The following is a 13,793-nucleotide window of genomic DNA, read 5'->3' as shown; positions in this document are numbered from 1 at the left end:
CTTTCTCCTGTCGATCATGGTGCATCAGCGCACAGCAGGGCTGAATGCAGCTCTGCAGGATACATCGGGGCTGCGCTCAAGGATGCCCTCATCAGCTGAACAACCCAATGTCGAAGCGCATTTTTGCGGCGCCGCAGCAAAACCATACGCATTCGCATGGTCACCCCAAGCCAGCTAGAATCGGGGTCCCACCCCCGAACCGGTTGCTGTTCCCGGACCGGATGTTCTCCCTGTTTAGTGAAGGACCCCGTACCAGATGAAAATCCTCGTCGCGTACAAGCGCGTGGTGGACTACAACGTCCGCATTCAGGTCAAGCCGGACGGTTCCGGCGTGGTCACCGATGGCGTCAAGCTGTCACCCAATCCCTTCGATGAAATCGCCCTGGAAGAAGCCCTGCGCCTGCGCGACAAGGGCATCGCCAGCGAAGTGGTGGTCGCCACCATCGCGCCGGCCGACGCCCAGGCACACCTGCGCAACGGCCTGGCGATGGGCGCCAACCGTGCCATCCACGTCGTCACCGACCAGGCCATCCAGCCGCTCACCGCTTCGCGCACCCTGCTCAAGCTGATCGAGAAGGAACAGCCGGACCTGGTGATCCTCGGCAAGCAGGCCATCGACGACGACGCCAACCAGACCGGCCAGATGCTGGCCACGCTGTGGGGCCGCCCGCAGGCGACCTTCGCCAGCAAGCTCGAGATCGCCGACGGCAAGGCCACGGTCACCCGTGAAGTCGACGCCGGCCTGGAAACGCTGGAAGTGGACCTGCCGGCGGTGGTCACCACCGACCTGCGCCTGAACGAACCGCGCTTCATCAAGCTGCCGGACATCATGAAGGCCAAGGCCAAGCCGTTGGAAACCCTGCAGCTGGCCGACCTCGGCGTTGAAGCTGCCGACACCTTCAAGACCACCCACTACGCCGCGCCGTCCAAGCGCAGCAAGGGCGTGATGGTCAAGGACGCGGCCGAACTGGTTGCCGCACTCAAGCAGAAGGGGCTGCTGTAATGAGCAAGATTCTCGTCATCGCCGAGCACCACGACGGCAAGCTCAACGCCGCCACCGCCAAGACCGTCAGTGCCGCCGCCGCCATCAGCGGTGCCAGCATCGACGTACTGGTGCTGGCCGCAGACCCGGCCGCTGTCGCTGCTGAAGCAGCGAAGATCGCTGGCGTCGCCAAGGTCCTGACCGTGGCCAACGCCGCCAACGCCCAGGCCATCGCCCAGGTGCTGGCGCCGCAGATCGCGCAGCTGGCCAAGGGCTACACCCACGTGTTCGGTCCGTCGACCACCTTCGGCAAGGACCTGATGCCGTGCGTGGCCGCCCTCCTCGGCGTCAACCAGGTCTCCGACCTGATGAGCGTCGAAGGCAGCCACACCTTCAAGCGCCCGATCTACGCCGGCAACGCGATCATCACCGTGGAAGCCCCGGCCGACCAGATCGTGGTCGCCACCGTACGTGCCGCCTCGTGGCCGGAAGCCGCCCAGGGCGGTAGTGCCGCCATCGAAACGGCCAGCGTCGATGCTGCCCTGCCGACCCACACCCGCTTCATCGGCCTCGCCGCTGGTGCCAGCGACCGCCCGGACCTGCAGAGCGCCAAGCGCGTGGTTTCCGGTGGCCGTGGCGTCGGCTCGGAGGAGAACTTCAAGGTCATCTTCCAGCTGGCCGACAAGCTCGGTGCCGCCGTCGGTGCTTCGCGCGCCGCGGTAGACGCCGGTTACGTGCCCAGCGACCTGCAGGTCGGCCAGACCGGCAAGATCATCGCGCCGGAACTGTATGTGGCGGTCGGCATCAGCGGTGCGATCCAGCACCTGACTGGCATCAAGGACGCTGGCACGATCGTGGCGATCAACAAGGACGGCGACGCGCCGATCTTCGAGATTGCCGATATCGGCCTGGTGGGGGATCTGTTCGCGATCCTGCCGGAGCTGGAAAAGGCGCTTTGACCTGCAGCAACTTAAGGCCGGCCCGGACAGGGCCGGCCTTTTTCATGCCGTACTCATCGTCCCGGTCCGACTCCGGCAGAGAGCTCCGGCTCAGGTCCGCCCAGCAGGCGCATCACTAGCATGACCCCGAATGCCATATAGGCAGAAGCTTCAAGCGTAGCCAGCAGCGAGGGATAGCTCATGCCCAGCACCATGATGTGATTGACGCGTTCAGGACTGAACAGTGTTCCCCCGAAAATGGCCGCCACATCCCCCATCTCTCCGGTTCCCCAGCCCAGCAGCAGCAGAATGGGTGCCAGCCAGACGCCTGCGGCACGCCATCGGTCTTGGGTATCCAACACAAGCAGCATCAGGGCCGGGAACATCAGCATGGCCATGCCGAAGGTGTGTGCGTAGGACGCCTGGAACCAGGCGGTCAACGCAGCAGTTGCTAGGGCAGCGACCTGCCAGACGCCAATGCCATCCGCCACATGCTTGACCCGATACGCGAGTACCAGGAAGGTGATAGCCAGGAATGCCAAGGGTCGGTTGACTACCAGCGAATCTCCAAGCAACTGGAACCAGGTCGCCCAACCTATGCGCTGCGACTGCGGGTTCGTCGCCAAGGAAAGAACAAACGCCGGAACCCGCGTGTAGAGCCAGTAGATCACCAGGCTGATCAAGGTCACTGTGATCGTGATCAGAATGACGCGTCCCTTCAGCGCCTGTGTGCGAGCCGCCATCATTGCAATGGCCAGGGCCGGCAGCACCAGCATATGCTGGGGCTTGGCGAACACCAGGCCCAGCACGATCATGCCCAAAGCGACGAACAGCCTTCCCGGCACGAAAACCCGTCGGGCGCCCGCTACCAGCAGGGCCACGACGATCACATCCACTTGTCCAAGGAACAGTGAATAGTAGAGACCGAACGGATTGAGCAGCAACACGAAGAACAGCATGCGCGTGCTTCCACGCCAACGCTCATTGAGCAGCACCGTCAGTTCCAGGCACAGCCAGATGTAAGCGGCTGCGATCGACAGGCTGACCAGCCCATAGGGGCGAAGATTCACTCCGATCAACTGCAGATCACCGTGCATACCCGACAGTGCCTGCATCCAGATCAGGCTCGCCGGGTTGTACGGATAGATCGTCAGCTTTCCGCTGGCGCCGATCAACACGTCATGAACGTAGTAATTCAGGCCGAACTGCAGACCCTCGACAGCACTCCCCAAGGCCACCATGTCGATGATGCCGATCTTGAGCACGGAGAACATCAGCAGGGCAATGACCAGCAGCAGATCGGGCGGCCGCAGCCATTGGAAAGAGCTTCGTGCACAGGCAAGCCAGCGCTCTGCAACCCGCCGTCGCCATATCATTGCCGTCACCGCCAGCACCGCAGCAAGGCCGAACCAGCGGATCGTGGTCGACTGCAGCAGGCCACCATCACTCGCACGGAATACCCGGACCTCGCCATCGGAGTAGGAGGCCAAGGCCTGTCCGTTCCTGGTCAGCACATCACCTTCCCAGCGCACTCCCTGCCTATCCAGGGCCGCTTCGGAAACATGACGCGCGCGCTGATCGACGACCCTTCTTTCGGCATCGGCCACCAGGACGTAATAGCTCTTGCCCCAGGTATTGTGCTGGTAGGCCAGAAGCGCACGTGCGCTCACCAGGCACAGGTATGCCAGCAGCAGCGTCAACAGAATCCGCGCCACGATGGCCATGATTCAAGCCTCCAGCATCTGGCGGGCCACCTTGCGCCCCTCGCGGATCGCATAGTTGGTACCACGGTCTTCCGGGTAGATCTGTGCCATCGAACACAGGTAGAAGCCCCGTTCCGGCCCGCGCACTTCCGGAATCAGGCGACTGTAGAACTTCTCGACAACCGGCTGGGACCAGCGCGCGCGCCAGAGGTGGTGCTTGGTGATCCACTCTCGGCGCAGTGCAGGGAACATCTTCTGCAGATAGGGCAACGCGAAGTCGAGGAACTGATCACAGTCCATCGAGTACAGCGCATCCGTATGCGGCAGGTACTTGGACAGGTAGACGATATGGCTGCCACCATAGGTCTCGGCACGCTCGAAATTGGTGTGTTCGATGACGCCGACGAACGGGAAACTGGGATCGTTGACGTTCAACCAATAGGTATCAGACAGCTTGCGGTCCATCTCCAGCACCAGGCAGACATTGCCGATGTACTGGATGCGCTGCAACGACTGCACATACTCCGGCGACGCCCAGCCGGAGACCATGTCGGCCACCAGCGGCAGCGCGGTGGTGGCCAGCACCTTGTCGGCATCGATCGGGCCGGCACTCGTCTGCAACTGCCAGCCGTCCCCCTTGGGGGCGAAGCTGTCGACACGGGTACCGGTGATGACCTTGCCCCCCAACGCCACGATGCGGGCCGCCAACGCCTCGGCAAGGCTCGCAAAGCCACCGCGGAAATAGGCCAGGCGCTCTTCGCCGCCCTTGCCACGGCTACCGCCACGCAACTTCAGCTTGTTCCAGAACCATACGGCGGAAACCGTGTCGGCGTAAGGGCCGAACTTGCCCTTCAGCAGCGGCTCCCACACCACCTCATAGACCTTCTCGCCGCCCAGGCTCTTCAGCCACTGGGACGCGGTCAGGCCCTCCAGCTCCATCCAATGCTTGACCCTGCGCGCGCGCAGGGCGAGCAGGCCCAGGCGGATGCGATCGACGAACGAAAGCGGTGTGAAGTTGAGCAGGTCCCAGGGCGTGGACAGGCGGAAGAAGTTGTTGGCGTAGTACATGCCGGTATTCGTCGGATTCACTTCAACCCGATCGTTCAGGCCCAGCTCGTCGATGAGCTGCATGACCTCCAGGTCGTTGGTGAACCAGTGGTGATAGAAGCAATCCAGTTTCTCCCCACCGACGTCGAATGCCGCTGCCAGGCCGGCAACATCGGTTTCTGCCTCCAGCACCGTCACCTGCACGCCATTGCGCGCTAGTTCATAGGCGGCGGTAAGACCGGTGAATCCGCCACCGATGATGGCAACGCTCTTGTTCTTCATTTCCTATCCTCGGAAGACGGCTTGCCCCGCATCGAGCGGGTCATCAGGAACAGACCGCCGATCACTGTCGGCGGCAGCCACAACATGAAATGGACCAGCAGGGCATAGACAGTCGATTCGGCAACACCGTTGCCCATCGCCTTCATCGCCCTGACCACGAAGTAATCGAAAGTACCCACGTAACCAGGTGTACCGGGGAGCAGCGTGGCCAGGGTTCCCAGCGGCAAAGCCAGCCAGGCTGCTGCGGCAACCGCGAGGCTGGCCAGCGCCTTGGCGCACAGGTAGAACACCAGCCCCTCACCGGTCCAGGCCAGCACCGACCACAGCATCAGGCCGGCCATGGTGCCCTTGCCGGAAAGATGGCCGAGGGTATCGACCCCCTTCAACAGCTCACCCTGCACGCGGGCTCCGATGCGGGGCGAAATGCGCGAGAGCAGGCGACCGCCCCAGGCCAGCAACGGCGAGAACGCGCCTGGGAACAACAACACCAGGGCAATCACCAGCCCTGCCGCCGCCAGCGTCCAGATCCCGACACCGCCGGCCAGCGAATCACTGGCGCCACTGACCCACAACGCAATGCCAAGCAGCAGCACGACCATCAGCAGATCCAGCAGGCGCTCGACGAACAGGGTCGCCACCACAACACCGGAGGTAACGCCAAGACGGTCATTGAACGCAAAGGCACGGAGGATGTCGCCAGCGCGCATCGGCAATACGTTGTTCATGGCGAAACTGCCCATGAATGGTCCCGCACAGTCGCGCCAGCGCAGGGCGGCATTGTCGCGCGCCAGCATCCTGCGCCAGCGCTCGATGCGTGCCGAATAGCCCAGCAGGAAACACAGCAGGGCCAGTCCCAGCCAGCCCCAGCCGACGTTGGCAAATGCATTCCTCAGCTGCTCGTAGCTGACCTGGCGCAACACCAGCCAGCCGAACAAGCCTGCCACCCCCACCCCGACCAGCAGTCGCAGGACCTTTCGGGTCCCGCTCATTCGCCAGCCTCCGCCTGCCTGACGAGCGTGGTGCCATCCCTTGATTCCTGCACGATGTACAACGGGCGACGCTTGACCTCACGGTAGATGCGGCCGATGTACTCGCCCAGGATGCCAACGCAGATCAGCTGCACGCCCCCCAGGAACAGCACCGCGATCATCAGTGCGGTCCAACCCGGCACCCATTCCTGAGTAAACAGGCGCATGACCAACGAATAGATGATGACCAGCATCGCGAGCAACGAGCTCAGCACGCCCAGCGTCACCGAAAGCTGCAGTGGTTTGGCCGAGAAAGACAGGATTCCGTCGGTCGCGAAGCGCACCATCTTCCGCAACGGATATTTGCTTTCGCCGGCAAAGCGCTTGTCGCGGCGATAGGGCAACGCGATCTGGTTGAAACCCACCCAGCTGACCATCCCACGAACGAAGCGATCCTGCTCCGGCATCGACTTCAGCACCTCGACGACATTGCGGCTCATCAAGCGAAAGTCACCCGTATCCAGCGGGATCGACACATCGGACAGGCGGTTGAGCACGCGATAGAAGACCCGCGCGGTAGCCAGCTTGAACCGCGATTCACCCGGGCGGTCCGTGCGGGTTCCATAGACAACGTCGAACCCCTCTTCCCAGCGATCGACCATTTCCGCGATGACTTCCGGCGGATCCTGCAGGTCGGCGTCGATCAGCACCACTGCATCGCCGCGCGCCGCGTCAATGCCAGCGGTTACCGCCAGCTGATGGCCGAAATTGCGTGCAAAGCCCAGCATGCGGACCCGGCGGTCGGCGGTGGCATAATGCCGCAGCAGCTCGCGGGTACGGTCACGGCTGCCATCGTCGACAAACACCAGCTCTACCTGTAGGCCACGGGCCTCAAGCGCCCGTGCTGTCCCGGAAAGCCTGCGAAAGGTTTCGGCCAGCACTGCTTCTTCGTTGTAACAAGGCACAACGATAGACAACAACCTGCCACTCGAACAGCTGATGCTCATTCAATGCCCCGCGTCCAGATCCTTCGGATGGGCGACAAATTGGCGGTTCAGGCCTTGTCGCATTCGACTGGTCATGATATTCGACGTGCGTCCCCTTTGCGCTACCGCGGTCCCCAGCGACGCTGATACCATCCCGCTCCCTCTAATGTAGTCCGTTCCCCCCGTTACCGGCCATTCACGACAGTCCATGACCCAAGAGCATTACACCGATATCGACCCGAAGGGGGTCATGAGTGAAATTGAACGCATTCAGCCTTCGGTGGTCTGCTTCGACTACTTCGATACCCTGGTATCCCGGGGCATCCACCCGGAGGATGTAAAGCGGCTGTGGGCCGAGGGGATTGCCCGCGTGTTTCCCGGCGGCCCGGACGGCCCCGAGTTGTATCGCCAGCGCAACGCACGCGAGGCCGCCCACTGCGCCATTGATCGTGGCCCCGGACTGGACAGCGAATTCCGCGCCAGCGAGGTCTATGCCGAACTCTGGGACGCCAATGCAGGGCTGCGGTCGATGCCTCGTGCCGCGTTCACTACGGTGGCGCTGGATCTGGAAGTGTCGCTGGAATTGTCTACCCAGCAACTGGACGAGCAGGTCGTCGGCCTGGTGCGGGAGCTTTCGGCGAAGGGCGTCGAATGCTGGCTGGTCAGCGACTTCTATCTTGAAACCGACGTCTTCCGGCAGTTCCTTGCCCATCATGGGCTGGATTCGGCGTTCAAGCGCATGTTCGTATCATGCGATTCGTTCACGACCAAGCGCGGCAGTGGAATGTATGCCCGCGTGCTGGCGGAAACGGGCATCGCTCCCGGCCAGGTGGTGATGATCGGCGACAACGAACACGCAGATTTCAACAACGCCAGGGCCGCAGGCCTGCACGCCATTCACCTGGATCGCAGCCAACGCCATGCCCACTACCAGGTACTGGCAGAGCGCGCCGCCGACCTTGCCCGCACCCGTACCGACATCAATCGCCTGCTCGACGGCGGTCCCGGCGTGTTCCGCGAGCTTGCGCTCACGCTCCACCTTTTCATCGACCGCCTGCATGCGCGCCTGGTCCGCGAGGGCGCCCGCGATGTGTTTTTCCTGGCCCGTGAAGGCCAGTTCCTGAAGCGCCTGTTCGACCATTACCAGAACACCCGGCAGCTTCAGGGCGCAGTCCGCATCCGCAGCCATTATCTTGAGGTCTCGCGCCGCGCCACCCTGCTGCCGTCACTACAGCCACTGGCACAGGAGACCTTCGAGACGCTGTTCCGCCAGTACCGGCGCATCTCGCTCAACGACTTCCTGTCCAGCCTTGGCCTGCATTCGATGTCTGCCGAACTGGCCGAGCGCCTTGGCGTTGATGCCGATGCCATCCAGGAAGACCTGCCGTCCAGCGAAGTCTTCGCCCGCCTGCGCACCGACGCGCTGTTCGAGCAGACCTATGAGCAGGAACGCCTTGCGCGCCGCTCTGCGTTCCTCGCCTATCTGGACGCGTTCGGTGCCGCCCCCGCGTCCCCGACCCTGCACCTGGTCGATGTGGGCTGGAAGGGCACCATCCAGGACAACATTTCGGCCATCGTGATCGGCGCGGATACCGGCCTGACAGCCGTACAGGGCCACTACATCGGCCTGGTCGCCAGCGGCTCGGCTTCGGACCGGAACCGGAAGGATGGTCTGCTGTTCTCCTGCATCGGCGGCACCAGCCGCAACTTCGCCATCTTCAACGAGAATCGAGCCCTGTTTGAAGTCGTGCTCGCGGCCGACCATGGCTCCGCATTGCGCTACGGCTTCGATGCCAGCGGCCTGCCCGTGGTCAGCCACCAGGAATTCAGCGAGGAATCGCTGTTCCGCAGCAAGGTCGCACCGTTGCAAGCCCAGTTGTGGGACCTGTTCGTCGAGCTGGACCGCGTCTTCCGCCACCACAACATCCCTGCCCGCGAGCTGGAACGCCTGGCTACGCACGCGCATGCACGCATGCTGCTGCAGCCGGACCAGGCCGCAATCGAGTGGTTCGAGAACGTTTACCACGTCGAGAATTTCGGCGTGTTCAATCATTCCACCTTCGATGTCGGCGCACATCAACCTTCGTTCATCGACAAGCTTCGTTTCTACCTGTCATTGCGCCGCAATGGCGTGGACAACCTTGGCTTCTGGCCCCTGTTGACCTGCCTGCAGCGCGGCGGCCGCTGGGTTGCCTCGCGCTACGCATCAGGTCGACTGCGCGGCATTGAAGATTGATCACCAGGAAGCATGAATGAAAATTGCGTTCTTTGTCGGCTCTGCCGACATCAGCGGTGGTACTTACGTGGTGTTCCAGCATGCACTGCATGCGATCCAGGAAGGGCATGACGTCACCCTGGTCCTGCAGTACCCCTATGTCGCGAGCCAGCGCAAATGGCACCCCGCGCTTGATGTCCTGCGGATCGTGCAGATCTGGGACCTGGGTGAAGAGCACTTCGACCTGGCGATCGCCACCTGGTGGCGTACCGCCACCGAACTGCACAAGATCAATGCCGACCAGTATGCCTACTTCGTGCAGTCCATCGAATCGCGCTTCTACCCGGACGCGGAACGACCGCTGCAGTCGCTGGTCGACAGCACCTACGATCTGGGGCTGCCGGTCGTCACCGAGGCGACCTGGATCCAGGAGCACCTGCAGGAACGCCACGGCAACGATGCCCGCCTGGTGCGCAATGGCATCCGCAAGGACCTCTACCGCCTGGACGGCCCGACCCACGCACCGCGTGGTCGCGATCTGCGCGTGCTGGTCGAAGGACCCTTCGGCGTGTTCTTCAAGAACGTCGGCCGCAGCCTGAAACTGGCCAGGACCAGCCGTGCCGATCAGACCTGGCTGCTGACGTCCAGCCAGTTGCGCTGGTACCCGGGAGTCGACCGCCTGTTCTCAAGGGTTCCGATTGACCAGGTTCCCGCGATCTACCGCTCGTGCGATGTGATCGTCAAGCTGAGCTATGTCGAGGGCATGTTCGGGCCGCCTCTGGAGATGTTCCACTGCGGCGGCACCGCGATCGTCTACAACGTCACCGGCCACGACGAGTACATCCGCAATGGCGAGAACGCCCTGGTCCTGCAGCGTGACGACGAGGCCGGCGTGGTCAATGCGCTGAATCTGCTGAAGGACTCTCCGGACGAACTCCAGCGACTGAAGCACAACGCGATTGCCACAGCCGAGGCCTGGCCCGATTGGGATACCTCCTCGACCCAGTTCGAGGCAGTGCTTCGCCAGATGCACACGATGCCCGCGGTCGACCGCATCGAACTGCGCGAACGTAACGAGCACTTCTGGGCGCGCTATGTTGCCGACGAGAACGAGCGTCTCAAGCACATCCCGCAACATGTCAGCCTGCGCAAGCGCGTGGGCGCGCGCCTGTACCGCATCCGCGCCATCCACGACTTCCGTCAGTGGTGCCGCTACATCGGCGAGGGCTGGTTCTGAACCAGCCCACCACCCAGGACGCTGATCAAGCGTCCTGGTAGCCTCTCGGATACTGCGTCTGCCAGCGCCAGCTGTCCTCACACATGCGCTGCAGGTCGAACTGCGCCTTCCAGCCCAGCAACTGCTCGGCCAGGCCCGTATCAGCAAAGCACTCGGCCACGTCACCTTCCCGGCGCGGCGCGAAGTCCACCGCGATGCTCTGGCCCGACGCCCGCTCGAATGCATGCACCACCTCAAGCACGCTATAGCCGCGCCCCGTTCCCAGGTTCACGGTGAAGCCCCGCGGGTGTTTCTGCAGGGCATCGATGGCACGTACATGGGCCTCGGCCAGGTCGACCACATGCACGTAGTCGCGCACTCCCGTACCGTCACTGGTGGGATAGTCATTGCCGAACACGTTCAATGCGGCACGACGGCCAATCGCAACCTGCGAGATGTAGGGCATCAGATTGTTCGGCGGGCCGTTGGGATCCTCGCCGATCAATCCGCTCTCGTGGGCACCGACCGGGTTGAAGTAGCGCAGCAGCGCTGCCCCGAACTCCGGCATGGAGGCGGTCAGATCGCCGATCATCTGTTCCATCACCAGCTTGGTACGGCCATAGGGATTGACCGCACCAAGGCCAGCCGACTCGGTGATCGGCGAGGTGTTGCCATCGCCATAGACCGTGGCCGATGAACTGAACACGAGTTTGCCGACACCTGCGTCCTTCATGGCCCGCAGCAGGCACAGGGTGCCGGTGATGTTGTTGTCGAAGTAGGAAAGCGGATCGGCGACCGACTGGGCCACCGACTTGAGCGCGGCGAAATGGATCACCGCCTCGGCACCGCTGCTGCGCAGCAGCTCGGCGAACGCCGGCTCGCGGATGTCCATCTGATGGAATTCGGGAGTGAAGCCGATGATCCTGGCCAGCTGGTCTACCACACGTGCCGACGAGTTGCAGAGATTGTCCACCAGGCAGACATCGTAACCCTGCTCGACCAGCTTCACGCACGTGTGCGAGCCGATGTAGCCGGTGCCGCCAGTTACCAGGATCTTCATCCTTGTTCTTCCTTATTTCTTCGTACTTGCCGTTGGGATGGACTACTTGCCGAGCTTCTGGTTGAGGCTCGCAATGATCTGGTCACGCGCCGCGATTTCGGTATCCATATGGGTCATCACCTTCCAGCGCGCTTCCAGGAGGTCGGTCTGCCCCTGCAGGGCCTCATCGCGCGCGTCGATCAAGGCAGTCATCGAACGGATCGATTCATCGCGGACATCGATCAGGTGTCCCTGGGATTGAATCACCTCGTCACGTTCGGAAACCATCCGGTCGAGCGAGGTGATGGCCTCATCCCGCTCGGACACCATCCGCTCCAGCGCCCGAATGGCAACGTCCCGTTCGGACACCATCTGGTCCAGCGACTGCTGGATCTGCCAACGCTGGTCCAGCAGGCGCGCCTGGGATGCGATCGCGTCGGTACGCTCGCGGATCATCCATTTCCAGCATTGCCGGCTCTGCTCGAGCAGCCGCTCCTGGGGCATTTGCCGCGCCGGAGAGGACCAGCGCAGCGCCTTGATGCTGCGCGTTGCCGAGTCCAGAAGTTCCACGCCGACGATCGACGCGAACTGCTGTGGCTGCTGCGAATCACCCAGGTAGGCCTCATGCCCACACGCAAGCATCTCGAACGCGACTTCACTGGCCATGCGCCAACGGGCCCGGGCCTGCTCCAGCCTACCGGCCGCGGCCAGCAGCTGTCCGGCCTCGTAGGCAGCATCGACAATCTTGGTACCGATGGTCGGGCTGAACGAGCGCCAGTCAACGGCGACAACCACATCAAGCGCTTCCAGCGCCCCCTCCAGGTCACCGATACGACGCAGCAGGGACGCGCACAGATAGCGCAGCGAGATCGACCAGCGCACCGCGTGTGGCGACGGGATGGCGCGGTCCAGGTGCTCCGCCATCCGCGTGACGAGGGCACTGACCTCCGTGGCTGCCAGCTCCTGACGCTCAAGCATCTGGTAGCCGAGCACCGCCAATGCAGCCGCCACGTCCGGGGCACCCTCGTTCGCAGGCTCCCCCAGCACGCGCCGGGCAATATCGGCGAGTACCTGCGGATTGCGTGCGCGGAACGGGAACTCCACCAGCGCACGCAGCAGCCAGGGATTTCGATAGTCGCGGGCGAATTCCAGTACTTCAGCCGGCCTGTCACTGGATCCATACACTGATTCGCGGTAGATGAACCCTGTCGCCAGCGGATCCCGCATCACGACCAGCAACAACTCGGCATCCTTCGGCACCGTGACCGCGGACTCCAGCCCGCAGGGAGAAAATGCACGGACCGCACCGCCCCTGCCCCGGGGAATGCCACCGAGCAGGCTGAAGGCCTGTTCCAGGTACCAGCCGGGCGGGAGCAGATCCTGCAGCTCGGGCCATGACTCGGCAGCGTCGCCTCCGTCAGCCAGCAGCGACAGCAGTACGCGACCTCCAGGCGAGACCCCATCCTGCAGGGAGCCCAGCAGGCCCTCCAGCGTCCCGCGCGTCACCGGTTCACCAAGCGCCGCGACAAAATCGACTTCAGGCGCTGCGCCGGCCAGCGTCGGGCGAAGACGGGGCTCCACCGCGGCGTAGGCCGCTTCAAAGAACATGCGTGCGGCGGGATCGATCACGCAGTACAGCGTGTCCGCTTCGGAGCGGCGCGACAGCAGATAGCTGCCTGCTCCAGTCGCTGCCGCCAGGTCCAGCACCCGGTCACCCGGCCGTACATAACCGGCCGCCCAGTGGTACTTGTAGAGTTCAGCGTCTGCCGCGATACCCGTGCTGCAGCAGGAGTCGTGCATTGCATCGCCCACCACGGTGGGCATCGCCTCCAGCGCCAGCAGAATCACACCATCGTCGAAATTCAGCGACTCGAAGTTGATCAGGTCGAAGTAGCCGGGGTGCTTGCGGAAGCCTGCGTCGAAGCACTTCTGCTCCCACCAGCTGCGCCCCTGAATGACCTGCCGGCCATCGCCCTCCGCCACGACCGCCGACACCTGCACGCGCACCAGCAGCGGCCCTCGGCAGATCCGCCGCAGCTCGGAGAGCACGCTCGGCACATCCACTTCATCCAGATACTCGATGAGGCCGTTGGCCACGACACAATCGAAATGACCATCGGGATAGGGCAGTGACGTTGCTGCGGCGCAGATGAAGCGATCCGGCGCACGTTGCTGCGCAGCAGTGATCGCGACCTGTGATACGTCGACACCATGGGCGTCCAGGCCCTGCTTGAGCAGCTCGGTGACCAGCCCGCCGCGGCCACAGCCAACATCCAGCACCCTGCCTGCACCGGCAGTGGCCAGGATGGTCTGCGCGAACGCAGCAATTGCCGGATGGTCATCCTCCACTCCGGCACTCCAGCACCGGTCCCAACGCAGCTGGTAGACCGCTACGCTCTCGTTCTCACCCATGTCCA

Annotated in this window: 10 protein-coding genes; 4 read left to right on the top strand and 6 right to left on the bottom strand. The window is 63.2% G+C overall.

Features of this window, described 5'->3' with window-relative positions; all coding sequences use genetic code 11:
- Positions 1-256: 256 nt before the first annotated feature.
- Together ACZK4H_RS02545 and ACZK4H_RS02540 are read left to right on the top strand one after the other, a co-directional pair.
- Positions 257-1,003, top strand: a complete 747-nt coding sequence (locus ACZK4H_RS02545) for an electron transfer flavoprotein subunit beta/FixA family protein (RefSeq protein ID WP_057496707.1) — start codon at positions 257-259, stop codon at positions 1,001-1,003.
- Complete coding sequence (locus tag ACZK4H_RS02540) at positions 1,003-1,941, top strand: electron transfer flavoprotein subunit alpha/FixB family protein (RefSeq protein ID WP_099551424.1); 939 nt, start codon at positions 1,003-1,005, stop codon at positions 1,939-1,941. Before ACZK4H_RS02545 ends, ACZK4H_RS02540 begins: the two co-directional genes overlap by 1 nt.
- A 53-nt stretch (positions 1,942-1,994) precedes the next feature.
- On the opposite strand, the gene ACZK4H_RS02535 is transcribed toward ACZK4H_RS02540, so the two are convergent.
- The 4 genes from ACZK4H_RS02535 to ACZK4H_RS02520 are packed head-to-tail and all read right to left on the bottom strand — an operon-like array spanning position 1,995 to position 6,861.
- Entirely contained in the window at positions 1,995-3,644 is a 1,650-nt protein-coding gene (locus ACZK4H_RS02535; RefSeq protein WP_099551425.1) for a hypothetical protein, read from the bottom strand.
- Positions 3,645-3,647: 3 nt separating this feature from the next.
- The gene (locus ACZK4H_RS02530; protein ID WP_099551426.1) at positions 3,648-4,952 is read right to left on the bottom strand and encodes an NAD(P)/FAD-dependent oxidoreductase; all 1,305 of its coding nucleotides are present in this window, start codon (positions 4,950-4,952) and stop codon (positions 3,648-3,650) included.
- Entirely contained in the window at positions 4,949-5,941 is a 993-nt protein-coding gene (locus tag ACZK4H_RS02525; protein WP_099551427.1) for a lysylphosphatidylglycerol synthase transmembrane domain-containing protein, read from the bottom strand. The genes ACZK4H_RS02530 and ACZK4H_RS02525 overlap by 4 nt, the downstream gene beginning before the upstream one ends.
- Positions 5,938-6,861 carry a glycosyltransferase family 2 protein gene (locus ACZK4H_RS02520; protein ID WP_241896736.1) on the bottom strand — a complete coding sequence of 308 codons (924 nt, stop codon included), beginning with the start codon at positions 6,859-6,861 and terminating at the stop codon, positions 5,938-5,940. The genes ACZK4H_RS02525 and ACZK4H_RS02520 overlap by 4 nt, the downstream gene beginning before the upstream one ends.
- A 295-nt stretch (positions 6,862-7,156) precedes the next feature.
- Here ACZK4H_RS02520 and ACZK4H_RS02515 point away from each other — a divergent pair, with 295 nt between their 5' ends.
- Positions 7,157-9,142, top strand: a complete 1,986-nt coding sequence (locus tag ACZK4H_RS02515; protein WP_158230199.1) for an HAD family hydrolase — start codon at positions 7,157-7,159, stop codon at positions 9,140-9,142.
- A gap of 16 nt (positions 9,143-9,158) precedes the next feature.
- Positions 9,159-10,358 carry a glycosyltransferase family 4 protein gene (locus ACZK4H_RS02510; RefSeq protein ID WP_099551430.1) on the top strand — a complete coding sequence of 400 codons (1,200 nt, stop codon included), beginning with the start codon at positions 9,159-9,161 and terminating at the stop codon, positions 10,356-10,358.
- 25 nt (positions 10,359-10,383) lie between these two features.
- On the opposite strand, the gene galE is transcribed toward ACZK4H_RS02510, so the two are convergent.
- Both galE and ACZK4H_RS02500 read right to left on the bottom strand, forming a co-directional pair.
- On the bottom strand, positions 10,384-11,397 hold the full coding sequence (galE, locus tag ACZK4H_RS02505) for a UDP-glucose 4-epimerase GalE (protein WP_099551431.1): 1,014 nt from the start codon (positions 11,395-11,397) through the stop codon (positions 10,384-10,386).
- Positions 11,398-11,439: 42 nt separating this feature from the next.
- A complete protein-coding gene (locus ACZK4H_RS02500; RefSeq protein WP_478473049.1) occupies positions 11,440-13,788 on the bottom strand; it encodes a class I SAM-dependent methyltransferase in 2,349 nt (782 codons plus the stop codon).
- Between the last annotated feature and the right edge of the window lie 5 nt (positions 13,789-13,793).

Source organism: Stenotrophomonas sp. 78350_Sma, assembly GCF_056482105.1.
This window is presented reverse-complemented; position numbering and strand designations above follow the sequence as displayed.

Coding starts and splice junctions, on each gene's coding strand:
- ACZK4H_RS02545 (WP_057496707.1), top strand. CDS start 257: ATGAAAATCCTCGTCGCGTACAAGCGCGTGGTGGACTACAACGTCCGC.
- ACZK4H_RS02540 (WP_099551424.1), top strand. CDS start 1,003: ATGAGCAAGATTCTCGTCATCGCCGAGCACCACGACGGCAAGCTCAAC.
- ACZK4H_RS02535 (WP_099551425.1), bottom strand. CDS start 3,644: ATGGCCATCGTGGCGCGGATTCTGTTGACGCTGCTGCTGGCATACCTG.
- ACZK4H_RS02530 (WP_099551426.1), bottom strand. CDS start 4,952: ATGAAGAACAAGAGCGTTGCCATCATCGGTGGCGGATTCACCGGTCTT.
- ACZK4H_RS02525 (WP_099551427.1), bottom strand. CDS start 5,941: ATGAGCGGGACCCGAAAGGTCCTGCGACTGCTGGTCGGGGTGGGGGTG.
- ACZK4H_RS02515 (WP_158230199.1), top strand. CDS start 7,157: ATGAGTGAAATTGAACGCATTCAGCCTTCGGTGGTCTGCTTCGACTAC.
- ACZK4H_RS02510 (WP_099551430.1), top strand. CDS start 9,159: ATGAAAATTGCGTTCTTTGTCGGCTCTGCCGACATCAGCGGTGGTACT.
- galE (WP_099551431.1), bottom strand. CDS start 11,397: ATGAAGATCCTGGTAACTGGCGGCACCGGCTACATCGGCTCGCACACG.
- ACZK4H_RS02500 (WP_478473049.1), bottom strand. CDS start 13,788: ATGGGTGAGAACGAGAGCGTAGCGGTCTACCAGCTGCGTTGGGACCGG.